Source organism: Zunongwangia sp. HGR-M22 (genome assembly GCF_027594425.1).
Taxonomy (GTDB): domain Bacteria; phylum Bacteroidota; class Bacteroidia; order Flavobacteriales; family Flavobacteriaceae; genus Zunongwangia.
In genome coordinates, this window is the sequence record NZ_CP115159.1 from 1,369,363 (window position 1) to 1,393,537 (window position 24,175).

Annotated in this window: 20 protein-coding genes; 9 read left to right on the forward strand and 11 right to left on the reverse strand. The window is 35.3% G+C overall.

Annotated features, from left to right (window positions below; all coding sequences use genetic code 11):
- Window positions 1-7: 7 nt before the first annotated feature.
- The 9 genes from PBT91_RS06060 to nhaC form a co-directional block, all read right to left on the reverse strand.
- On the reverse strand, window positions 8-649 hold the full coding sequence (locus PBT91_RS06060) for a LolA family protein (protein WP_270060879.1): 642 nt from the start codon (window positions 647-649) through the stop codon (window positions 8-10).
- A gap of 16 nt (window positions 650-665) precedes the next feature.
- Entirely contained in the window at window positions 666-3,080 is a 2,415-nt protein-coding gene (locus tag PBT91_RS06065) for a DNA translocase FtsK (protein WP_270060880.1), read from the reverse strand.
- Between the two features lie 115 nt (window positions 3,081-3,195).
- A complete protein-coding gene (locus PBT91_RS06070; RefSeq protein WP_270060881.1) occupies window positions 3,196-4,191 on the reverse strand; it encodes an alpha/beta fold hydrolase in 996 nt (331 codons plus the stop codon).
- An 84-nt stretch (window positions 4,192-4,275) separates the two neighbouring features.
- Complete coding sequence (locus PBT91_RS06075) at window positions 4,276-4,644, reverse strand: diacylglycerol kinase family protein (RefSeq protein ID WP_270060882.1); 369 nt, start codon at window positions 4,642-4,644, stop codon at window positions 4,276-4,278.
- A 1-nt stretch (window position 4,645) separates the two neighbouring features.
- On the reverse strand, window positions 4,646-5,146 hold the full coding sequence (gene tpx / locus PBT91_RS06080; RefSeq protein ID WP_270060883.1) for a thiol peroxidase: 501 nt from the start codon (window positions 5,144-5,146) through the stop codon (window positions 4,646-4,648).
- 138 nt (window positions 5,147-5,284) lie between these two features.
- Window positions 5,285-5,536, reverse strand: coding sequence for a DUF6952 family protein (locus tag PBT91_RS06085; protein WP_270060884.1), 252 nt, complete (start codon window positions 5,534-5,536; stop codon window positions 5,285-5,287).
- The gene (locus PBT91_RS06090) at window positions 5,517-5,831 is read right to left on the reverse strand and encodes a thioredoxin family protein (protein WP_270060885.1); all 315 of its coding nucleotides are present in this window, start codon (window positions 5,829-5,831) and stop codon (window positions 5,517-5,519) included. Before PBT91_RS06090 ends, PBT91_RS06085 begins: the two co-directional genes overlap by 20 nt.
- Window positions 5,832-5,938: 107 nt before the next feature.
- Window positions 5,939-6,577 (reverse strand): peroxiredoxin, encoded by a 639-nt coding sequence (locus PBT91_RS06095; RefSeq protein WP_270060886.1) that lies wholly within the window; start codon window positions 6,575-6,577, stop codon window positions 5,939-5,941.
- Between the two features lie 160 nt (window positions 6,578-6,737).
- The gene (gene nhaC, locus PBT91_RS06100) at window positions 6,738-8,222 is read right to left on the reverse strand and encodes a Na+/H+ antiporter NhaC (RefSeq protein ID WP_270060887.1); all 1,485 of its coding nucleotides are present in this window, start codon (window positions 8,220-8,222) and stop codon (window positions 6,738-6,740) included.
- A 317-nt stretch (window positions 8,223-8,539) separates the two neighbouring features.
- On the opposite strand from nhaC, the gene lpdA reads away from it, so the two are divergent.
- Both lpdA and PBT91_RS06110 read left to right on the forward strand, forming a co-directional pair.
- Entirely contained in the window at window positions 8,540-9,946 is a 1,407-nt protein-coding gene (gene lpdA, locus PBT91_RS06105) for a dihydrolipoyl dehydrogenase (RefSeq protein ID WP_270060888.1), read from the forward strand.
- A 132-nt stretch (window positions 9,947-10,078) separates the two neighbouring features.
- Window positions 10,079-11,287, forward strand: coding sequence for an alkaline phosphatase family protein (locus PBT91_RS06110; protein ID WP_270060889.1), 1,209 nt, complete (start codon window positions 10,079-10,081; stop codon window positions 11,285-11,287).
- Between the two features lie 362 nt (window positions 11,288-11,649).
- Here the strand turns inward: PBT91_RS06110 and PBT91_RS06115 are convergent, their stop codons facing one another.
- Both PBT91_RS06115 and PBT91_RS06120 read right to left on the reverse strand, forming a co-directional pair.
- Window positions 11,650-12,993, reverse strand: coding sequence for a DEAD/DEAH box helicase (locus tag PBT91_RS06115; protein ID WP_270060890.1), 1,344 nt, complete (start codon window positions 12,991-12,993; stop codon window positions 11,650-11,652).
- A gap of 72 nt (window positions 12,994-13,065) precedes the next feature.
- Window positions 13,066-13,938 (reverse strand): aldose 1-epimerase family protein, encoded by an 873-nt coding sequence (locus tag PBT91_RS06120; protein WP_270060891.1) that lies wholly within the window; start codon window positions 13,936-13,938, stop codon window positions 13,066-13,068.
- A 159-nt stretch (window positions 13,939-14,097) separates the two neighbouring features.
- Between PBT91_RS06120 and PBT91_RS06125 the strand changes: the two genes are divergently transcribed.
- The 7 genes from PBT91_RS06125 (at window position 14,098) to PBT91_RS06155 (ending at window position 24,132) form a co-directional block, all read left to right on the forward strand.
- On the forward strand, window positions 14,098-14,631 hold the full coding sequence (locus PBT91_RS06125) for an NADPH-dependent FMN reductase (RefSeq protein WP_270060892.1): 534 nt from the start codon (window positions 14,098-14,100) through the stop codon (window positions 14,629-14,631).
- On the forward strand, window positions 14,631-15,941 hold the full coding sequence (locus PBT91_RS06130) for an anthranilate synthase component I family protein (RefSeq protein WP_270060893.1): 1,311 nt from the start codon (window positions 14,631-14,633) through the stop codon (window positions 15,939-15,941). The genes PBT91_RS06125 and PBT91_RS06130 overlap by 1 nt, the downstream gene beginning before the upstream one ends.
- Window positions 15,942-16,002: 61 nt before the next feature.
- Window positions 16,003-17,313: a tRNA lysidine(34) synthetase TilS gene (gene tilS / locus PBT91_RS06135; protein ID WP_270060894.1), complete on the forward strand. Its 1,311-nt coding sequence runs from the start codon at window positions 16,003-16,005 to the stop codon at window positions 17,311-17,313.
- A gap of 235 nt (window positions 17,314-17,548) precedes the next feature.
- Window positions 17,549-19,402 (forward strand): CocE/NonD family hydrolase, encoded by a 1,854-nt coding sequence (locus PBT91_RS06140; protein ID WP_270060895.1) that lies wholly within the window; start codon window positions 17,549-17,551, stop codon window positions 19,400-19,402.
- Between the two features lie 6 nt (window positions 19,403-19,408).
- Window positions 19,409-21,229 carry a DUF885 domain-containing protein gene (locus PBT91_RS06145; protein ID WP_270060896.1) on the forward strand — a complete coding sequence of 607 codons (1,821 nt, stop codon included), beginning with the start codon at window positions 19,409-19,411 and terminating at the stop codon, window positions 21,227-21,229.
- 54 nt (window positions 21,230-21,283) lie between these two features.
- A complete protein-coding gene (locus PBT91_RS06150) occupies window positions 21,284-22,270 on the forward strand; it encodes an aldose epimerase family protein (protein WP_270060897.1) in 987 nt (328 codons plus the stop codon).
- Between the two features lie 179 nt (window positions 22,271-22,449).
- A complete protein-coding gene (locus PBT91_RS06155) occupies window positions 22,450-24,132 on the forward strand; it encodes a sodium:solute symporter family transporter (RefSeq protein WP_270060898.1) in 1,683 nt (560 codons plus the stop codon).
- The last annotated feature ends 43 nt before the right edge of the window (window positions 24,133-24,175 follow it).

Genomic DNA, 24,175 nt, shown 5'->3' on the forward strand with positions numbered 1-24,175 from the left:
TGTAGGATTAATCTAAGCGATTAATATAATAATTACTGTATCGGCTCTCGTCAAAAGTAAATAAGTTTTTGGCTAGAGATTGGTTGGTTTTAAAACTCTTTACGGTAATTGTTATTTTGGTTCCGTTAGGCTGAGTCTGGATAAGATTGTAAATATTCTTAGTCTCTTTATCTATTCCTAACAAAATATTTTTCACTTCAGCTTCGCTATCTTTAGGTGTTAATTTTACATATTGAATTGTCCTGCCGTTGACATTCTGAGTAATATCCCAAGCGAAATTATAACCATCTTGATAAAAGGTAAACATTTTAGAAGGCGTAATGTTATTTTCATCTTCAGGAACGTAATTTGAAATATTTATTTCTTCATCTTCGGGAATAATAGTGTAGACCTTTTTTCCATCAAAGAGTTGTGTAGTTCCCATAAAGTTTAATACATACTTATCACCCTGAATACTCGCATCACCGCGTGTCTCTTGGTGAATATTTTCTGAAGTATTTTCCAGAGCATATTTAAAGTCGATCACCATGTTATTGTAATCGCTCACTTTTTTTGAAACCTCATTTAAAAGTTGTTCTGCTTTTTGAGAATTTTGAGCCTGTATTCCAAGGCTTAAACATGCAATTATAAGAAATGCTATTTTTTTCATTAGTTCTATTAAATCTTTATTTAGGTTCTTCATTAAGTAATTGGTCTAAAGCTAAAAGGTCTGGCACTAAAACTTGTCGGGCTTTACTTCCCTCAAATTGGCCAACAATTCCGGCAGCTTCTAATTGATCTATAATTCTACCAGCCCTGTTATACCCAAGTTTTAATTTTCGCTGTAGTAGTGAAGCCGAACCTTGTTGTGCGGTTACGATTACTTCAGCGGCTTCTCTAAATAGCTTATCGCGCTCGCTTACATCTATATCAAGTCCTGTGCCACTTTCCTCGCCTTCGTAGGCTGGCAGTTGGTGGGCATCTGGATAAGCTTTTTGAGATCCAATAAACTCGGTTATTTTATCAACTTCAGGCGTATCCACAAACGCACATTGTAATCGTTTCATTGAACTTCCCTGAGTAAATAACATATCTCCGCGACCAATTAATTGATCGGCTCCTGGGCCATCAAGAATAGTTCTAGAGTCAATTTTAGAAGTTACTCTAAAGGCGATACGAGCGGGGAAGTTAGCTTTTATAATCCCAGTGATTACATTAACCGAAGGACGTTGCGTGGCAATAATCAAATGTATACCAATGGCACGAGCAAGCTGGGCTAAACGTGCGATAGGAGCTTCAACCTCTTTACCGGCAGTCATAATTAAATCTGCAAATTCATCTACAACTAGAATAATATACGGTAAGAATTTATGACCGTTCTCCGGGTTTAGTTTGCGATTCTTAAATTTTACGTTGTATTCTTTGATGTTACGTACCATCGCATCCTTAAGAAGTTCGTAACGATCGTCCATTTCAATACAAAGTGAATTAAGCGTATTAATTACTTTTGCATTATCTGTGATAATAGCATCATCGGTATCTGGCAATTTTGCTAAATAATGACGTTCAATTTTATTGAAAAGCGTTAATTCTACCTTCTTAGGATCTACCAGTACAAATTTAACTTCCGCAGGATGTTTAGAATAGAGTAGGGAAGTAAGAATGGCATTTAACCCAACAGATTTACCTTGCCCTGTTGCACCTGCCATAAGCATGTGTGGCATTTTGGCAAGATCGACCACAAAAGTTTCGTTGCTAATTGTTTTTCCTAGTGCCATTGGAAGTTCCATTTCAGCATTTTGGAATTTAGGCGAAGCAATTACCGATCGCATTGAAACAATGGTAGAGTTTTTATTTGGAACTTCAATACCTATAGTCCCTTTTCCAGGAATTGGGGCAATGATCCGAATTCCTAGTGCTGCTAGCGAAAGTGCGATATCATCTTCCAGATTTTTGATCTTGGAAATTCTAATTCCGGCTTCTGGAACTATTTCATATAGTGTTACCGTTGGGCCAACAGTGGCTTTAATTTGTGCAATTTCAATTTTATAATTTTTGAGGGTATCTACAATCTTGTTCTTATTTTCCTCAAGTTCTTTTTGATTTATTGTAATACCACCACCATAATCCTGTAATAGTTCTAAAGTTGGGAATTTGTAATTCCCCAATTCTAATGTTGGATCAAATTCGCCAAAATCGCTGACTAATTTTTTGCTTAGTTTGTCTTCATCAACCTCCTCCTCTTCAGGGGCAGTTTCTACCTCCATGGCAAGCTCTTCGGGTTCTTCTTGCTTTTCTTTTGGTGCAGGTTTAACAGTATGTGCGGTTTCGTTATTTTTATTTACTTCAGAAAGGTTGTTTTCAAAGCTTATTTCTGGCGCCGATTCGTCTTTTGGCTTTTCTTCTTCGGTAATTGCTGTTTGTTCTTTCCATTCTTGCTCCTCATCGGTTTCATTGGCCGTCATTTTACTGGCAGAAGCTTCTTTCGCCGCTTTAAATTCAGCATTAATATTATCCTTTTTTGTTTTTACGAAAGAGCCAATCATCTCTGGAGTTAGCTTAAGTCGTAGTGCCACGTAGGCGATAAAAAGGAAGAAGAGTAAAAGTACAGTTCCAAAAAATCCCAGGTAATCTTGTAGAAAGTCATTCATTTCGAAACCAACGGTACCTCCAAGAATAGCATGATTAGTGAAGAAACCTAATGTGATGGATAACCAGATCATTACTAAAATACCCCAAAACCAGTAAGATGCGAGCTTTTTACCGGGCATTCCAAAAAAGAGATATATGCCTGAAAGTGTTACCAGCGAAGCTATAGAAAATGACGCTATACCAAATCCCTGATAAATAAAGAAATCGCTAATTAAAGCGCCAAATTTACTGAGCCAGTTTTTAGCTTCGATACTGCGATCGCCAAATTCCTGAAGTGTGCTTTGATCGGCCTTCCAATTAAACAAAAAGGAAATAAAAGCAACCGTTAAGGCTATTCCAAATAGCATAAGAAAACTGCCCAATACCACCTTTTGGTGTCTGTTAAGCGCTAACGAGAATTTTCTCTTGTTTTTAGTAGTTTTCTTAGTTCTGGTTTTCTTTTTGGCCATGTGCGGTTTTTCGGAAATTTTGGCAAAAATACAAATTAGCCTCTTCTAAAATAAAGAAAATAAAATTCAATTTTAAAAGAGGCTAACTTTATGTAAAAACGTACAATTTTCCGCTTTATTTTTTAAGGTAATCAAGTAGCGGATTTATAAATTTCTCGAAAACTTCTATATGTGGTAAATGTCCGGTATTTCGGATTTCTACAAGTTTGGCATTCGGTATTTTCTTTTGGGTGGTTTTGCCCAGTTGATCGTATAAGCCCATTCCTGCCTTAACTTCTTTAGAAACCAGATTTTTTCCCAGAGCGGTGCGATCTCTTGTTCCGATAATTAATAGCGTAGGCACCCTAATTTGGCTAAATTCATAAACTACAGGTTGCGTAAAAACCATGTCGTAGGTTAATGCAGCATTCCATGCAATGCGCTCGTAATCTTCGTTGAGTGTCCAACCTGCTAAAAGTTTAGCCCATTTTGCATAATCTTCGTTCCATTCACCGGCATAATAACTTTCTTTCTGGTAACTTTTAATGTCTTCGTAGGTTTTGCCGATTTCATTTTTGTACCAGTCGTCTACGCTTTGGTAAGGGACCTTTAGTTTCCAATCTTCCAACCCAATTGGATTAACTAACACTAGGTTTTTAGTAACTTCCGGATACATAAGTGTAAAACGAGTTGCTAACATCCCGCCCATAGAATGTCCAAGGATTGTTGTTTCTTTAATGCCTAAAGAATCGATTAAACCTTTTGTGTTTTCGGCTAATTGCAGAAATGTGTACTGAAAATATTCTGGCTTACTAGATTTACCAAAACCTATTTGATCGGGTACCAGGACATTAAAGCCTTCTTTTGTTAACGCATTAATAGTTGTTTCCCAATACGCCCCGTTGAAGTTTTTACCATGAAGGAGAGTAACTGTTTTTCCATTGTCATTTTTTGGCTTAATGTACATATATGCCATTTTATATTCATGCTGTTGCGCATTAAAATGATAAAATGAAACCGGGTAAGGATATTCATAATCTTCGAGCATTAAACCATGCTCTTCAATTTCTTGTGCCTGTAAAGTTGTAAATACTGAAAAAAGGAAAATAAATACTGAAGATAGTTTTTTCATAAAAGTCTTTTAGCTGAAATGTAAGAAGATATCAGCCTGATGAAGGTTTTATAAACTACTTTAAAATAAATTTAACGTAGAAAATTATAGTGCAGAAAAGTAGGGGATGTAAATAATACAACCTATTATGATGGCGATAAAAGCAGCAATACAAACTGCTCCTGCGGCTACATCTTTAATATGTCCTATTTTATGATGAAAATCGGGATGTATAAAATCGGCAATGGCTTCAATAGCAGTATTTAGACCTTCCGCACTCATTACCATTCCCACGGCGATACATTGAAACATCCATTCTGTCCTACTAATATCAAAATAAAACCCGGCTACAGTTACAAGGATAGAAATGGCAAATTGTACCTGTATGCTGGGTTCGTTTTTTAAAAGTAGCCATGCACCTTTTAGGGCATAGCCACCACCTTTTATTCGTTTCCCTAGGAAACTATTCTTCATCTTATAAAAGCGTTTTTAACGCAGCAAGGTAATTTGGTTCTTGTGCAATATCTGGTACTTGCTGAGTATGGATTACATTTAAATTTTCATCCAGAACGATCACAACTCGAGAAAGAAGACCTTCTAATGGCCCGGTAATCATTTCTACCCCATAATCTTTCCCAAAATTTCGTTCTTTAAAGTCAGACAAGTTAATAACATTTTTCAAATCTGCATCGTTTACAAATCTTTTTTGTGCAAATGGTAGATCTCTAGATATACATAGAACTACCGTGTTTTCTAATTCTGTAGCTCTTTCGTTAAAATTTTTTACAGAAGTCGCACAAACTCCGGTATCGATACTTGGAAAGATATTTAAGATCACTCTTTTTCCCTTAAAATCTTCAAGTTTAGCATTTGATAGGTCGGTTTTTATAAGATCAAAATAAGGTGCTTTTTCACCAATCGCCGGCAGATCTCCGTATGTGATCACTCTTTCGCCTTTAAACGATATTTCAGACATAGTAGTAGATTTGAATAAAAATTAGTCCAGATAAATTTAGACTATTTGCAATGGAGTGATACTAAAATTATCATAAAACAAAAATCGGGTTAGCTGAATTAACAGTTAACCCGATTTTGGATATTGTAGAGTTAAGTTTTATTGATCTATAGACCCTAAAACTTTTTTTACGAATGCGTTTGCAGCATCGGTATCTTTCATTCCTTCTTCATCTACTAATCTGTGAACTTCAATAGCACCACAAATATTAGTTATTAATTCACCAATCACATCCATTTCTTCTTCTGAAACAGATCTATGTTCGGTAAAACTTTCTAAAACGTCTACAGTCGCCTGAAGTTTTTCAGCTTCATTATTGCGCTGTAAGTGTTTAATTACTGGTAACTTCATTTACTAAGTCTTTTAGAACGTCAAACTTATTGGTTTGAGCTTGATTTACAAATTCTCCATTTTTGAATGTAGCGAAAGTTGGAAGGTTATTTACATTTGCCAATTTTCTGCTTTCTGGATATTTCTCAGCATCAACCAAAATAAATTCAGCATTTTCATTTTCTCCTGAAAGCTTCTTAAATTTTGGCTTCATAAGTCGGCAATTACCGCACCATCCAGCCATATACTGTACTACTACAGTTTCATTATTGGATACAATTTCACTTAAATTATCTTGATCTAGTGTCTTCATCATAGCAATTTTTTCTTTTGTGAGGATTAACACCCCGGAAGTCGCTTCCGGGGATGAAAATATTTTTCTAAATTTTATAGAATATCTCAAGAAACTGAGACACCGGAATATTAGTTTAAGCTTAAGTAATCAGCTACACCTTTTCTATCGGCTTTCATAGCGTCTTTTCCTTCTTCCCAGTTTGCAGGACAAACTTCTCCGTTTTTCTGAACGTGAGTATAAGCATCGATTAATCTAATGAATTCTTGTACGTTACGTCCTAGTGGCATGTGGTTTACACCTTCGTGAAATACAGTTCCTTCTTCATCGATAAGGTATGTAGCTCTGTAAGTTACATTATCTCCTTCTAGAGTTATATCTCCAGTTTCTTCATCATAAGACTCACCAGTAATGTCAAGAATCCCTAGGCGAGAACTTAGGTTACGATTTGAATCTGCGATAATTGGATAAGTTACACCTTCAATACCACCGTCGTCTTTTGGAGTATTTAACCATGCAAAATGTACCTCTGGAGTATCACAAGATGCTCCTACTATCATTACATTTCTTTTTTCAAACTCTTCTAAAGCAGATTGGAATGCATGTAATTCAGTAGGACAAACAAATGTGAAATCCTTTGGATACCAAAACAATAATACTTTTTTATCATTCTTTTGAGCTTCTTCTAATACATTCAATTTAAATGTGTCACCTAAATCGTTCATAGCGTTTACGTTTAGGTTTGGAAATTTTTTACCTACAATAGACATATGTTGTTGTTTTTGGATTTACTTTATTCAAAATTCTATTGCAAATATAAGCTATGATTAGCGCGAAGCCATAAATTTGAAATTCTTAATTTTTATACTGTGATAGAATTTGATTATTGTAGTAGAATTATGCTATAAGGTTATCCTATTTTTGATGCGCTTAAGCCTTATGAGGGTTACTCGCAGAAAGTTCTTTTATTTTTATTCTGAAGGCAGCAAATAGCAGAGTCATAAACGGACTCAGATAATTAAAGAAACTATAACCAATATAAGATACAACAGGCACACCTAAAACACCGCTATGGTAGGCACCACAAGTATTCCATGGTATTAACACTGAAGTTACCGTACCAGAATCTTCCAAAGTTCTACTTAAATTTTCTGGAGCGAGACCTTTGTCTTTATATGCTTTTGCAAACATTTTTCCTGGCACAACAATAGCTAAATATTGGTCTGATGCAGTTATGTTAAGTGCAAGACAACTAACCACTGTACTTGCAAAAAGACCAAAAACGCTATCAAAAAGATTTAGTAAGGCTTTACTAATTCTCGCTAAAGCTCCTATGGCATCCATTATTCCTCCAAAAACCATTGCACAAATAATTAGCCAAATGGTGCCAAGCATTCCCGCCATACCACTAGAAGCAAAAAGGTCATTTAAGGCTTCAGATTCTGTTTCTATGGCTGTATCTACGGTAATGGCATCCATAATTCCGCGGTAAGCACTAACAAAATTTAGCTCTTCACTTCCGCTAATTTCAAGAACAATATCTGGCTGAAAAATAATCGCAGCTGCAGCTCCTAAAAGTGTTCCTATAAGTAATGCAATTAATGGTGAAGTCTTTCGTACGATTAGAAAAATTACTAATACAGGTACAATAAACAACCAAGGACTAATATTAAAAGAAGTACTAATCGCATGCAAAATTACCGAAGTATCTGTAGTACCATTGGTATCTAAATTTAAGCCAATGATGATGAATATTATTATAGTTACCACAATGGTAGGTACTGTAGTGATGGCCATATATCTTATGTGTGTAAAAAGATCTGTACCAGCCATAGCAGGAGCAAGATTTGTGGTGTCGCTTAAGGGAGACATTTTATCTCCAAAATAGGCTCCAGATAAAATTGCACCAGCTGTCATTCCTAAGGGTATTCCCAGAGCATCTGCTATACCTACCAGAGCTATACCAACTGTTGCTGAAGTTGTCCAGCTACTACCTGTAGCAACAGAAATTAAAGAACATATAACCACTGTTGCTGCGAGAAAAATCGTTGGGTTTAAAATTTGTAAACCATAATAAATCATTGTAGGAATAATACCGCTAATTAACCAGGTACCGGCTAAGGCTCCTACCATTAAAAGTATAAGAATAGCCCCCGCTGTACTTTGTATGTTTTTAGCAACCTCATCGATCATGGTATCAAATTTCACTTTATGAAAGTATCCAACAATCGCTGCCACAGCGCCGCCAAGCAGTAAAATAAATTGGTTAGAACCATCTAAAGCAAGATCTCCATAAACTACCAAAACATTAAAACCAAGCATAAGGATAAGTGCAAATACCGGAATTAGCGCAGCTCCTATACTTATTTCTTTTTTTTCTAAGCTTTCTTCGGGCGGGGTAGATTGGTTTTCCATTCAGTTTGAGAGAGTTTATTTTTCTAAAAAATCAAAAAGATGTTTTTTAGATAAAGTAAAAGTTAGGTCTAAATTAAATTTTGGTTTGTAATGTTACGATTTTAGATAAAAACATGCAAGGTTTCTACATCACACCGCTAAATTAAATCGAATATAATTTGGTGAAAATTGGATAATCACTAACAATTATTAACAATAACGTTTGAAATTTTACTTTTATTAAAAATTTAGAAAGGCGTTTGCGGGCTATTGGTGGTTAAGAGAATAGTCGTACTTTTGTAAGTATTGTTAAAAATTCAACATAAAAACTTATTGTTATGAGTACATATGATGTTGCAGTTATAGGTTCTGGCCCCGGTGGATACGTGGCAGCCATACGCTGCGCTCAACTGGGAATGAAAACTGCTATCATAGAAAAATATTCTACTCTTGGTGGGACATGTTTAAATGTAGGATGTATCCCAAGTAAAGCACTTCTAGATTCTTCGCACCATTATCATGATGCAATAAAACATTTTGAAGATCACGGAATAGAAATTTCAGGAGAAGTGAAAATGAATCTTGAAAAAATGATGGAACGAAAATCTTCTGTTGTTAGCCAGACCTGTGATGGAGTAAAGTTTTTGATGGATAAAAACAAGATTGATGTTTTTGAGGGAATTGGTTCTTTTAAGGATAAAACACATATCAATATTGAAAAGTCTGAAGGCGATAATGAAACTATCGAAGCTAAAAATATCATAATAGCCACTGGATCAAAGCCGGCAAACTTACCTTTTATTGATATTGATAAAGAACGAATTATTACTTCTACCGAAGCTTTAAAGTTAAAAGAAATTCCGAAGCATTTAGTGGTTATCGGTGGCGGTATCATTGGTCTAGAATTAGGGCAGGTGTACAAACGTCTTGGAGCAGATGTCTCTGTCGTAGAATATATGGATAGAATTATTCCTACTATGGATAGCGCGCTCTCTAAAGAGCTTGCTAAAGTTCTTAAAAAACAAGGTGTTAAATTCTATACCAGTACTAAAGTAAAATCTGTAGAGCGCGATGGCGATGAGGTTATCGTTAAAGCAGATGATAAAAAAGACAAAGAAGTAGAACTAAAAGGGGATTACTGTTTAGTTTCTGTGGGTCGCCGTCCTTTCACCGACGGTTTAAATGCTGATGCTGCAGGAGTAGAAGTAGACGACAAAGGTCGTATAAAAGTAGACGATCATTTAAAGACTAACGTTGATAACATTTACGCTATTGGTGATGTCGTAAAAGGAGTGATGTTAGCTCACAAAGCCGAAGAAGAAGGAACTTTTGTTGCTGAAACTATCGCTGGGCAAAAACCGCATATTAATTATAACCTGATTCCGGGGGTTGTGTATACATGGCCAGAAGTTGCATCTGTAGGTAAAACTGAAGAACAACTGAAGGAAGAAGGCGTAAAGTATAAAGAAGGAAAATTCCCAATGCGCGCACTTGGTCGATCTAGAGCCAGTGGAGATTTAGACGGAATGGTAAAAATTCTGGCTGACGAGAAAACCGATGAGGTTCTTGGCGTACATATGATAGGTGCACGTACAGCCGATCTTATTGCTGAAGCTGTAACCGCTATGGAATATCGTGCTTCTGCCGAGGATATCGCAAGAATGAGTCATGCGCATCCAACTTTTGCTGAAGCTGTAAAAGAAGCTGCACTTGCCGCTACAGATAATCGAGCTTTACACGTGTAAAACTTAAATTCTATATAAAAAAGCCGCTATCTAAAATTTTAGGTAGCGGCTTTTTTATTGGCATAAATTAATAATTTGATAAGCTACATGTTTAAATGTAATTTTAATTTTGCAAGTATCAAAGCCTATATAATGAAGTCAGTTTTAATCTTTGGCATTTTAATATTAAACTTTTTAAGTGGTTTTGGCCAGCAGGCAGAGCCGGGTTATGTTCTATTGGTCTCCTTTGATGGATTTAGGCATGATTATGTAGAAAAATATGATGCAAAGAATCTGAAGGAATTTATTAAGAAAGGTGCCGCAGCCGAAAGTCTAATTCCTGGTTTCCCCAGTAAAACGTTTCCCAATCATTACAGTATTGTTACCGGTTTATATCCTGGAAATCATGGTTTGGTAGCCAATTCTTTTTATGACAGTATTAAAAATACAACCTACAAAATAGGAAAACGAGAACTAGTAGAAGATCCATTTTATTATAGAGGCACACCACTTTGGCAATTAACTCAACAAAACGGTTATAAAGCAGCTTCTTATTTTTGGGTTGGCTCTGAGGCGCCAATAAAAGGAAGTTTTCCGGATTATTATTTCACCTATGATGGTAAAGTTCCCAATAAAAAACGAATAAGACAGGTTGTAAAATGGCTTGAGTTGCCAGAGCAGGAGCGGCCACATTTTATTTCTTTATATTTTTCTCTAGTAGATTCTGAAGGGCATCACAGCGGACCGAATTCTAAGGCCTTGGCTAGGAAGGTGAAAGAAGCCGATAAGCTTGTTGGTTTTTTGATGAATAAATTAGAAGAAATAGATCTTCCAGTGGATGTAATAATTACTTCAGATCACGGAATGAAAGAAGTGAAGCCAAAAACAAATAGTGTTGATCCTCAACATTTACTTAAATTGATTCCAGAAGAGGCTACAGTGGTACCAGGCCAAATTATTACTCAAATTTATTTACCTAAAATTAAAATACAAGTAACCTATTCGAAATTGAAGAGGTTAGAATCTCATTTTAAAGTTTATAAAAAAGGCGAAATGCCGAAAATTTGGCACTATGACGATCATTATAGAATCGGAGACTTGGTGATTCTTACCGATCCAGGTTTTATATTTAATAATCGCAATTTGGTAAAAACTGGCGGTGTGCATGGTTATGATCCTTCAAAATCTAAAGAAATGCATGGAATTTTATATGCTCAAGGACCGCATATAACGAAAGGCATAAAAACTGAATCTTTAGAAAACGTGAATATATACCCGTTAATCACTAAAATTCTGGGTTTTGAAAATCCAGAAATCGATGGCGAATTTGAGAATATTAAAGATTTCTATAAGTCAGAATAGAAAATGCTTTAAGCTAATCTTAGCCGTTTTTTAAAATCTTTTTCTTCGTTGCGATCCAAATAGAAATCAACTTCAAGATCTCTATTCTTCTTGTTTAGAATACCAGTTTATTTCTAAGTTTTTTAATTGAAAAATTATGATTTTTATAAGATAACATATACTACTTTTAGCTATTCATTCTAATGATTAGAAATTATGGCAAAAGAAAAGTCACCCTCAAAAAATTCGGCAAAAAAAGAACCGGTTTTGAGTCTAAAAGAAAAGAGAGCGGCAAAAGCTGCGAAGAAGAAAAACAGAAGTTAGTAGGTTAGAAACAATAATTTCATCTCTAAAAATAAAAAGGAGCAAATTTGCTCCTTTTTCTATTTTTTTCTTCTTCTGTTGGCATTTTTATCGCCACGAGTTTTAGGCTTTTTATATTTTTTAGCAATTTCTCTTCTGTAGGAACCCCCAAGGTTTACTTTTTTATTTTTCTCTTTTTTCTCGTGAAATGCGGGTCCAGCTTCATCAATTTGTTTGTTAGGATTGTTAATCTCAATTTCTCGTGGACGTTCTTCAGGAATTAATTCATTAGAAATTTTAACTTCAGCAGGAATTTCCATGCTAGGAATTTCCATGTTCATTAAATCTTCGATGGCTTTTAAAGAATCCAATTCTTTTTCCGTAGTAAATAAAATGGCTTGTCCCTTTTTTTCAGCTCTTCCCGTTCTACCAATCCTGTGCATATAGTTTTCAGGATAATTTGGTGTGTCGAAATTTATTACCTGAGAAACATCTTCGATATCGAGACCACGGGCCATAACATCGGTTGCAATCATTATTCGGCTTAAACCTTCATTAAAATCACTTACGTTTTTAAGTCGGTAATTCTGACTTTTCCCGGTATGTACCAAGCTTACCTCTCCCGCAAATTTTTGTCCCAAACTTTCAAAAAGTCGATCTGCAATTCGCTTATCAGAGATGAAAATCAAAATTTTCTTATAGGTTTCTTTATCGGCAAGTAAATGTTTTAAAAGATTTGCTTTTGTATTAAAATTTGGAATAAGATATTTTTGCTGATCGATATTTTCAAGCGGAGTACCACTAACGGCTATCGAAATTTTCTCAGGAGATTTAAAATTTTCGCTGATCATCTGCTCTACAGTTTCCGTCATCGTTGCCGAAAACATAATACTTTGGCGATTGGCAGGAAGTAATTCTACAATATTATTTACCTGAAATTTGAATCCAAGATCCAACATTACATCAACTTCGTCTATCACAAATCGCTGAATAGATTTTAACTGCACCGCTCTTCGTAGAACCAAATCGTAAAGTCTACGAGGTGTGGCGACTACTATATCCAGGCCGCGCATTAACTCCTGTTGTTGTGTATTGATATTTACGCCACCGTAAATACCAGCAACTCTTACATTAATGTAAGCGGTTAACTTCTCAATTTCTTCTACAACCTGCACAACCAGTTCTCGCGTTGGTACCATTATTAGGATACGCGGATTCTTTTGTGTAGAAAACTTTAGCATTCTTAGCATAGGCAAAAGATACGCAAAGGTCTTTCCGGTTCCGGTTTGCGCGATACCAACCACATCTTTTCCAGACATAATAGGTGCGAATGCCTGTTCTTGGATTGGCGTAGGCTTTTGGAAGTTTAAATCTTCCAGCGCATTACGTAAAGGTGTATTTAAATTAAGATCTTGAAAACTCACAACGAGAGGTTTAATTTTTTGCAAAGGTAGGTTATGAATCCCAAAGTTTTAGCCCCTTTTGCAGTATAAATATTATGCAATGTTAATTTTATAGGTCGCGTTAAACTCCTTTTCGGCATCAAGCGCTATAATTCCTTCCTTAGTTTCGATGTTTTGATCGGTACCTTCTATATCTGCAACTCCTAACCAGGGTTCGATACAAACATAAGGAGCGCCAGGTTTTGCCCAAACTCCCAGATTTTTAAAGTCGCTATACGAAACGCTTAAAATTTCACCGTGATTACTACTTTTTAATCTTACTTTTTTAGAAGCTATATTCTTAAAAATTAAAGCATCTTCATTAAAAAGATCTTTGGTTAGCTGAATTTTATTATCGTTTTCGGTAATCGTTTTGGTTTGATCGCTTACCAGTCCGCTTTTTCCTAAAATGTAAGATTCCAGATTTAAATCTTGGTCGAACTCTAGATAGTAATCTTCGTAAGCTTCATTTTCAAAAAGAGGTGCGTTAAAAGCAGGATGTCCACCTACTTGAAAGTAGATTTTTTGATTATCTAGATTTTTCACTAAATGGTGAATTTCAATAGTTTTACCGTTCAGCGTAAAAGTCAGCTCAAATTCGAATTTAAAAGGATATATTTTTACAAGCTCTTCAGAACTTTTTAAAATAAAAGTAATAGAAGTTTCAGTTTGATTTTTCACTTCAAGATTGTCATTGTTTCTTACAAAGCCATGTTTGGGCATATCATAAAAACTCCCTTGAAATTTATATTTTCCATCTTTCAAAACACCAATAACCGGGAAAAGGTTAGGAGCGTGGCTTCCCCAAATTTCGGGATCTGCCTGCCACATATATTCTTTATTGTTTTCCAGGTTTTTAATGCTGCAAAGTTCTACGCCATTATGCTGAATACCAACTATTAATTGATCGTTTTTTAAAGTATACATTGTCTTTGGTTAGTTTAGGAGATAAATATAAAACCTCTATTTGGTTATTAAGAAGTATAAAACCATAAATATTTCTTATAATTAGGATAGAATGTTTCTTTTAAAAGCAATACGCCAGGTGCTATATTAAAAGTAAATTTGTGGTAGAAAAACAATATTATGAAACGTATACTAGGATTCGCAGGATCTAATAGCAGTAAATCCATAAATGCACAATTGGTGGCTAATTTATTAAATCGACTTTCGTCTGATTTTGAAACCAATCAAATTGATATTCGTGATTACGAATTGCCTTTTTATGGAGAAGATCTAGAGAACGAAAAAGGTATTCCTAATAAAGCACAAGATTTTGCTGCAGAGATCGAAAAGAACGATGCCGTTATAATCGCAATTAACGAGCATAACGGAAGTCTTTCAGCAGTTTTTAAAAACTTAATCGATTGGGTTTCTAGGCATAATCGTGGTTTTTTGAGCGATAAAAAAATACTGCTAATAGCAGCATCACCTGGCGGAAGTGGAGCCGCAACTGCAATGGCCTATGCTAAAACGGCTTTTGGGATTTTTGGAGGAGATGTAGTGGCAACGCTAAGTTTTCCAAACTTTTACGATAACTTTAAAGAAGGAGAAATAACCAATACTGCAATAGAATCTGAAATTACTTCAAAATTAAATACTTTTGCGCAACAAATTTAATGAGCGTGCGTACAAAAGCGATATTTGATATTTCAGATCCTCTTTTATTTAAACAACAATTGCTGTCTTGGGCATCCTGTTGCGAAGAATTGGTATGGTTAGACAGCAATGCTTATCCAGATACCTATCGACAGTACGATGCAGTTTTGGCAGTAGAAGCTTTTACGGCAATAAAGACCGATACACAAAATGCTTTTGAGAAACTGAAAGAATACCAGCAAACCACGGCCGATTGGATTTTTGGTTACCTTTCTTACGATTTAAAGAATGATACGGAATATTTGAAAAGTAAGAATAGCGACGGACTTCATTTTCCGGAGCTGTACTTTTTTCAGCCTCAAAAGTTATTTTTACTGAAAGGGAATAAGCTTGAAGTGCAGTATTTACGAATGGTTGATGATGAAATCGAACTAGATTTTACTGAAATTAACGAGATTGTAATTGCTGAAAAAGGTACTGAAAATCAACAAAAATCGGCTAATATTCAATCTAGGCTTTCTAAAGAAGCTTATCTGGAGAAAGTAGAAGCGATGCTGAAGCATATCCGTCGTGGTGATATTTACGAAGCTAATTTTTGTCAGGAGTTTTATGTTGAAAATATAGATTTAAATCCGATTCAGGTTTTTAATCAATTAAATGCGATTTCGAATCCGCCTTTTGCTAGTTTTCTAAAGTTAGAAGATTACTACGCAATGTGCACTTCACCGGAACGTTACCTTCAGAAAATAGGGAATCACGTTATTTCGCAACCTATTAAAGGAACTGCAGCGAGAGATAGCGATCCTAGAATTGATGCTTCAATTGCACAAAAGCTTTCTGAAGATGATAAGGAACGTTCAGAAAATATCATGATTGCAGATTTAGTGCGGAACGATCTTTCGAAAACAGCTTCAAGAGGAAGTGTAAAGGTAGAAGAGCTTTGTAAATTGTATTCATTCAAACAGGTACACCAGTTAATTTCGACAATTTCAGCAGAAATTTCAGAAGAGATTCCAGCTGTTGAAGTTTTAAAAACTACATTTCCTATGGGTAGTATGACGGGTGCTCCTAAAATTTCAGCAATGAAAATTATCGAAGATCTAGAAGAAACAAAACGTGGTTTATACAGTGGCGCAATTGGTTATTTTACGCCTGAATCCGACTTCGATTTTAATGTGGTAATTCGAAGTATTCTTTATAATGCTGAACGAAAGTATGCGTCATTTTCGGTAGGCGGTGCTATAACCGCGCAGTCTAATCCAGAAAAAGAATACAATGAATGTATGGTTAAAGCTAAAGCCATGCGACAGGTTTTAGAATCTCAAAGCTAATATTAGACCCAAAATAGTAAACTTTAAAATTTTGGCTTATCGATTTTCGTATCTTTGATTTATGGAAAAAGCCTTTAAAAATCATCTAAAATTAAACTTTCCTTATCTATTTAATTCCAAACTTATTCTTGCGGTAAGCGGGGGAGTAGATAGTATGGTTTTAATGCATCTTTGTAAAAAAGCCAAACTTGATTTTTCAGTGGCGCATTGTAATTTTAATCTGCGAAATAATGAAAGTGATAGCGACGAAGAATTTGTGGTAAGAGCGGTGCAAAACTTGAATATTAAAGTGCATATCCAAAACTTTAATACAAAAGCATTTGCTGAAGAACATAAGCTTTCCATACAAATGGCAGCGCGAGAGTTGCGTTATCAATGGTTTGAAGAATTACGATCTTCTGAAGGTGCCGATTATATTTTGGTGGCACATCATGCAAACGATTCTTTGGAAACTTTTCTAATAAATCTGGTTAGAAGTACCGGTCCTGAAGGCTTGGCAGGTATTAAAGAAGAAAATGAAAAAATACGACGCCCCTTATTAAATTTCAGTAGGGAAGAGATAGAAAATTATGCCAAAGAAAATAAAATTTTATGGCGAGAAGATAGTAGTAATGCTTCGACAAAATATCTACGGAATAAAATACGGCATCAGGTTATTCCTCTTTTAGAAGAAATGAATCCAAAGTTTTTGGAAGGTTTCAGTAATACTCAGGAATATCTGAGGCAACAACTTAACTTAGTAGAAGATTATACGGAGCTTATTTATAAAAAAGCAGTAAAAAAAGTAGCATATGGTTATGCTATCGATGTACTTTTTTTAGAGCGTCTTCCAAATAATAAAGCAGTTTTATATCAGCTTTTAAAAAGTTTTGGATTTACAGAATGGGATGATGTACATCATTTGCTTAAAGCACAATCGGGTAAAATGGTGTTTTCTAGTACCCATCGTTTAGTAAAAGATCGCGATGAACTGATTTTAACCAAAATCGACCAATCACACCTGAAAAAAACTTATGAAATTCAGCAGAATGAAGATAATTTTATGATCCCATCTGGTTCTTTTAGTTTTTCTGAAGTTGATAAAATACTGGAAAAAAATAATCATACGATTTATGTCGATTTAGAAAAATTGCAATATCCATTAACTCTTAGGCGATGGGAAGAAGGTGATGTTTTTTATCCTTTTGGAATGAAGGGGCGTAAAAAAATTAGCGATTTTTTTAAAGACAATAAGTTTTCTCTACCTGAAAAAGAAAACACCTGGCTTCTTTGTTCTGGCGATAAAATTGTGTGGGTTGTTAACCAACGGGCCGATAATCGTTTTGCGATTACTTCTAAAAGTAAAAGAATTTTAAAGATTGTTTCGCACTAAACAAAAGTAGCGTGAGGATATAAAAATCGCTGTGAATTTCAATTGTTATTTATTGCAAATGTGAAGATTAATATGGAATAAGTTAGAGTGATTAAACATTTTTTGAAATAACTATAGAACCATAATCTTCGAAAAATCAGCAGTAATTACTGATAGCACATAGCTAAGAAAGAAAATCCTTTATGATTTGGTGTGTAATTTCTATCTTTATGGATTAAAAAATAACAACTAACGAATGAATTTCTATCAGTGTTCACTGCTTTATACATTTTTACTTTTTATTGTATTTCATGTAACCGCACAAAACAGCAGCGATTACAACATTAAAGATCATTATACAAAAACTGAAGTAGATATTCCCATGCGGGATGGTACCAAACTTCACACCACTATCTATTCGCCAAAAGATACTTCTCAGGAATATCCAATGATTATGCAGCGCACGCCCTACAGCTCCAGACCTTATGGTGAAGGGCAAATGCGATCTAAGATTGGTCCGAACGAATATTTAATGAAAGAAGGCAATATTATTGTTTATCAGGATGTTCGTGGTCGCTGGATGAGCGAAGGAAAGTACGATAATATGCGTGCGTATATTCCAAACAAAAAAGGGAAGCAATTTGACGAATCTAGTGATACTTACGATACCATCGATTGGTTGGTTAAAAATGTAGATAACAATAACGGAAACGTTGGAATGTGGGGAATCTCTTACCCTGGTTTCTACTCTGTATATTCTTTAGTGGATTCACATCCAGCTTTAAAAGCGGTTTCTCCACAAGCAGGAATTTCAGATTTCTTTTTTGACGATTTTCATCATAATGGCGCTTACTTATTAAGTTATTGGAGAGTAACAGCACTTTTTGGATATCAAAAAGACACGCCAACTACAGAAAGTTGGTACGAACTTCCCGGACTTGGAACTCAGGATCAATATCAATTTTTCTTGGATCACACTCCTCTAAGTTCTTTAGATGAATATTATAAGGAAGACAACGAATTTTGGCAACAGCTAAAAGATCATCCTAATTATGACGAATTTTGGGAATCTAGAGGGATTATTCAGCACCTGGAAGATGTAAAACCAGCGGTAATGGTTGTTGGTGGCTTATTTGATGCCGAAGATCTTTACGGTCCTTTTAATGAATATAAAAAGATAGAGAAAACCAGCAATACCTATAATATTTTGGTTTACGGACCTTGGAGTCATGGCGATTGGGCTAGAGAAAGTGGAAGACAAGCAGTAGGAAATGTATATTTTGGAGATAGTATCTCTACTAGATTTCAGCAAGATTACGAAACAAAATTTTTCAATCATTTTTTAAAGCAAAACGGTAAAGGTGCGCTAGACTTAGCTGAAGCGCATATGTATGATACTGGAAAAAGAGAATGGACAGATTATAATCAATGGCCGCCTAAAAATACCGTTTCAAAAACTTTTTATTTAGGAGACAATCAGGAGTTAACTACCCAACCTGAAGATAGCAAGCAGGAATTTGTAAGTGATCCAGAAAAGCCTGTTTCTTATAATAACGAAATTAAAACGGTTTTTACTCCAAGGGAATATATGACGGGCGATCAACGTTTTGCTGCTCGAAGACCGGATGTCTTGGTTTATGAAACCGAGGTATTAGATGGAGATTTATCTGTAGTTGGTGAAATTGAAGCAATGTTAAAGGTCGCTACCACAGGAAGTGCAGCCGACTGGGTGGTGAAAGTAATCGATGTATATCCTCCAGACGCCGAGAATTATCCTGAAACTATGGATCATTTAAAAATGAGTAACTACCACATGATGGTGCGTAGCGAAGTGATGAGAGGTCGTTTTAGAAATGATTTCTCTAAGCCAGAACCATTTGAACCAAATAAAAAAACAGATGTAAATATTACGCTTCAGGGTGTAAACCATACCTTTAAGAAAGGTCACAAGATGCAGATTCAGATTCAAAGTACTTGGTTCCCACTAATAGATCTTAATCCTCAAACTTACGTGGATAATATTTTTAAGGCTGAAAAAGAAGATTTTCAGAAACAAACCCATACTGTTTTTGGTGATTCAGCTATTAAATTTTCGGTATTAAAAAAATAAGAACCAATGTTCAGAAATTTTAGATTTGCAGGAACTGTTTTGTTAGTCTTAGCGATTACTTCTTGTAATAACGAGAAACAGGGAGATTATTCTGAAAAAGAAATCGCAGAAGCATCCAGTAAACTGAATCGCTATTTTGAAGATCAGTTTGAGATCGAAGTTCAGGAATCCCCAATGATGCAAACCCAGCTGGGCAGAAAAACGAACTATGGCAAGTGGGATGATTTTTCTCATTTACGATACGCCGATGAATTAAAACAGGCAAGAGAGCGTAAAAATTATATCGATAATATAGATCCAAATTCGTTAAATCCAGAGACCAATCTTAGCTATAAACTATATAAGCAAAATGTAGAAAATGAAATTGAAGATTACGAATTTCGTTTTTACAATTATCCGGTAAACCAAATGTTTGGCTATCATGCCGATCTACCTGCTTTTCTTATCAATAATCACAGAATCGATTCGATTGCAGATGCCCAAGCCTATATTTCTAGATTAAAAGGATTTACAAAAGCTTTTGATGAAGTAATTGGCGGGATCAAAATTAGAGAACAAAATGGTATTGTTCCCCCCAAGTTTGTTTTCGAGAAAGTTATCGATGATAGTCGAAATATCATAAAAGGAAAGCCTTTCGAAAAATCTGAAAATGCCAGTACACTTTTAGCAGATTTTAAGAAGAAACTGGAAAAATTAGAAATTGAAAATAGCAAAAAGCAGCAATTGATTACTGAAGCAGAGAAAGCTTTAGTAGAACATGTTCAGCCGGCGTATTTGTCTTTAATCGATCTATTAGAAACTCAGCAAAAACGAGCCACTACACAAAATGGAGCCTGGAAGTTTCCGAAAGGAGATCAATTTTACGAGTTAGCGCTTAAAAGAACGACAACCACTAATATGTCTGCAGACGAAATTCATGAATACGGTCTTAGCGAAGTTGCAAGAATTCATGGAGAAATGGAAAACATCATGGATGAGGTTCAATTTGAAGGTTCGTTACAAGATTTCTTTGAATTTATGAGAACCGACGAGAAATTTTATTATGATAATACTCCAGAGGCAAAAGAAACTTATCTGTCAGACGCCAAGGGAATTATCAATAAAATGCGTGGTCGTTTAGACGATTTGTTTTTGACAAAACCAAAAGCAAAAATTAAAGTAAAAGCGGTGGAGACATTCCGTGAAAAAAGTGCCGGCAAAGCATTTTATCAACAACCAGCACCAGATGGATCTCGACCAGGAATTTTCTATGTTAATTTGTATGATATGCAGGCCATGCCAACCTATCAATTGGAAGCTCTGGCGTATCACGAGGGTATACCTGGGCATCACATGCAAATTGCCATTGCTCAGGAATTAGACAGTATTCCAAAATTTAGAAAATTTGGAGGTTATGGAGCTTATGTAGAAGGTTGGGGATTGTACAGTGAATATATTCCCAAAGAGATAGGTTTTTATAAAGATCCGTATTCGGATTTTGGTCGTTTGGCTATGGAATTATGGAGAGCATGTCGATTAGTAGTAGATACCGGAATTCATCATAAAAAGTGGACACGGGAAGAAGGAATCGAATACTACAAGGCGAATACACCAAATGCCGAAAGTGACTGTATTAAAATGGTAGAGCGCCATATAGTAATGCCGGGACAGGCCACTGCTTACAAAATAGGGATGAAAAAAATCCTGGATTTAAGAGAAAAAGCTAAAGCTTCCTTGGGCGATAAATTTAATATCAAAGAATTTCATGATGCAGTGCTTTTAGATGGGGCTTTGCCGCTTAATGTGTTAGAAACCAAAATAGATAACTGGATTGCAAACAACAAATAAATAAAAGATCGTTCTGCAAGTTTGTAGAACGATTTTTCTTTAAATAAAATAGGATTGGAAAATAAGACCGAGTTAAAAACTGTAAAATTGGTAAATGCTGCCAATACCGAAGTGAGCATCGTAAATTTTGGAGCTGCCATTGGTAGTATAAAGTTTTACGATAAAAATCAAAAAATGGTGAACGTTATTGTATCACCATTAATTGAAGATTTGCCATCGCCCCTAAATAAAGCTCATAATCAATGTTTTGGTGCTTCTATAGGAAGATATGCCGGAAGAATAACAGAAGGCAAATTTGAGTTGGACGGAAAAGAATTCAGTTTACATCAGGAAAATGGAGTGCATCTTCACGGTGGGGAAAATGGTTTTCACTATAAATACTGGGAGTTTGTAGAAGAAAATCACGACGAAAATCCATCGGTTAAATTAAAATATTTTAGCAAGCATAACGAAGAAGGATATCCTGGTAATCTCGAAGTATTTGTAACCTATACACTCCACGAGGATAATAATTTGGTAATAGAATACGAGGCCAAAACCGACAAAAAAACAGTAATAAACCTAACTAATCATGCCTATTTTAATCTAAACGGAGAAGGTAGTGTTAGTGATCACTTTCTAAAAATTAATGCCGATAAGATTCTCGAAATAGATGAGAAACAACTACCAACCGGCAATCTTAATAATCTTAGAGGGCACGCTAAAGATTTTGGTCATAATCGTTTGATTGGTAACAGAAATCTTGACGATACATTTGTATTGAATAGTGACGGAAACGAGTTAGCTGCTCAGCTTTTTGCACCGCTTACGGGAATTAAGCTGGATATGTCTACCAATCAGCCCGGCGTAGTGGTTTATGCTCCAGAAGCTTTGCCCGAAGATCTAACTTATCAAACAAGAATATCTGAATTTCCATCGATTTGTTTTGAAGGGCAAAACTTTCCTGATGCACCAAATTTTAGAAATTTCCCAAGTGCTGTTTTAGAACCAGGAGAAGATTATTATAACAGGATTAGCTTTAAATTCAGTGTAAAAAAATAGTAGAAATGACTATAACTGTATTTTTTACATTTATAAATTAAAAAAGTGATATCTTTAGCATAATATTGTGAAAATTTTATTTCATTTGATTTAAGGTGTGATTTTCTAAAATATGATAATTACATTGATGTATAAATAACACTCGATATTTTCTCAAAAAATAAATTAAACTAATTTTTATGGAATTTGAATTACTGGATGTAATAGTATTCGTTGCTTACGCGCTACTTATAATCGGTGTAGGATTATGGGTTTCTCGTGGAAAAGGGGATACTTCAGAAGATTATTTTTTGGCAAGTAAATCTTTGCCATGGTGGGCCATTGGAGCTTCCTTAATTGCAGCTAATATTTCCGCAGAACAATTTATAGGAATGTCGGGTTCTGGTTTTGCGCTGGGTCTGGCAATTGCCTCTTACGAATGGATGGCCGCGATAACTTTAATTGTTGTTGGTAAATTTTTCTTACCCATTTTTATAGAAAAGAAGCTGTATACTATTCCAGAATTTATTGAAGTTCGTTACAGTAAAAATCTAAAGACGATTTTAGCGATTTTTTGGATTTGCTTATTCATTTTTGTTAACCTTACCTCGGTTCTATATTTAGGAGCAACGGCTTTAGATACTATTATTGGTAGTGGAGACGGAGCCATTTTTATGGAATGCATTATAGGTCTTGCTCTGTTTGCAGCCGCATATTCACTTTATGGTGGTTTATCTGCTGTAGCATGGACAGATGTAGTTCAGGTAGTATTACTTGTAATAGGTGGTTTAATAACCACTTATATTGCGTTAGAACATGTTTCTAGTGATGGAAATATTTTCACTGGAATGACAGAAGTTTTTGAGCAGGTACCAGAAAAATTTTCTATGATCCTTGATAAAGGCGAAATTATTACACCAAACGGTAAAGATGCATGGTGGGATTTACCAGGAATCGCTGTTTTAGTTGGTGGTCTTTGGGTTGCTAACCTTTACTATTGGGGATTCAACCAGTATATTATTCAGAGAACGCTGGCGGCAAAAAGTTTAAAAGAATCTCAAAGAGGTATAGTACTTGCAGGATTTTTGAAAATTTTAATTCCGCTTATCACTGTAATCCCTGGAATTATTGCTTTTGTAATGAATACGGATGCTAGTGGTGCGATTACTGAAGGTGTTACCAGTGCTTCTTTCTTTGGCGAAAACGGCCAAATAATAAACGATAATGCAGCGCCATGGTTAATTAAAGAATTTGTTCCTGCAGGTCTAAAAGGTCTTGTTTTAGCAGCGCTAGCAGCAGCAATTGTTTCTTCTTTAGCTTCGATGTTAAACTCGACCGCTACGATCTTTACCATGGATATTTATAAACCTTTCTTTCAGGAAAAAGCAGGAACTTCAGAAAAAGGACTGGTAAATGTAGGTAGGGTGACCGCAACCATTGCTTTGATCATCGCGATTATTTTGGCACCGCAATTAAAGAGTTTAGGACAGGTATTTCAGTATATCCAAGAATATACCGGTGTTGTTAGTCCGGGAATCTTAGCGGTATTTATGCTTGGATTATTTTGGAGAAAAACTACAAATAATGCTGCAATTTGGGGAGTTTTAGTTTCTATTCCAATTGCACTTTATTTCAAAATAGGGCCTAATGGATGGATCGATTCTCCATTATTTATTACATGGCCTTTTATGCATCAAATGATGGCTACATGGATTCTTACCATGGTTATCATGGCAATTATCACTTATGCTGAAACCGGTGGTAAAATTCAGGAGAAATCAATTGTATTATCTAGAGGATTATTTAAAACAGGACCAATATTTAATATTGGAAGTTTTGTAATCATATTAATTGTTGCGATGCTTTATGCTATGTTCTGGTAAAAAATAGATCATTATAAAAGCAAAAATCCCGAAGTTTAAAACT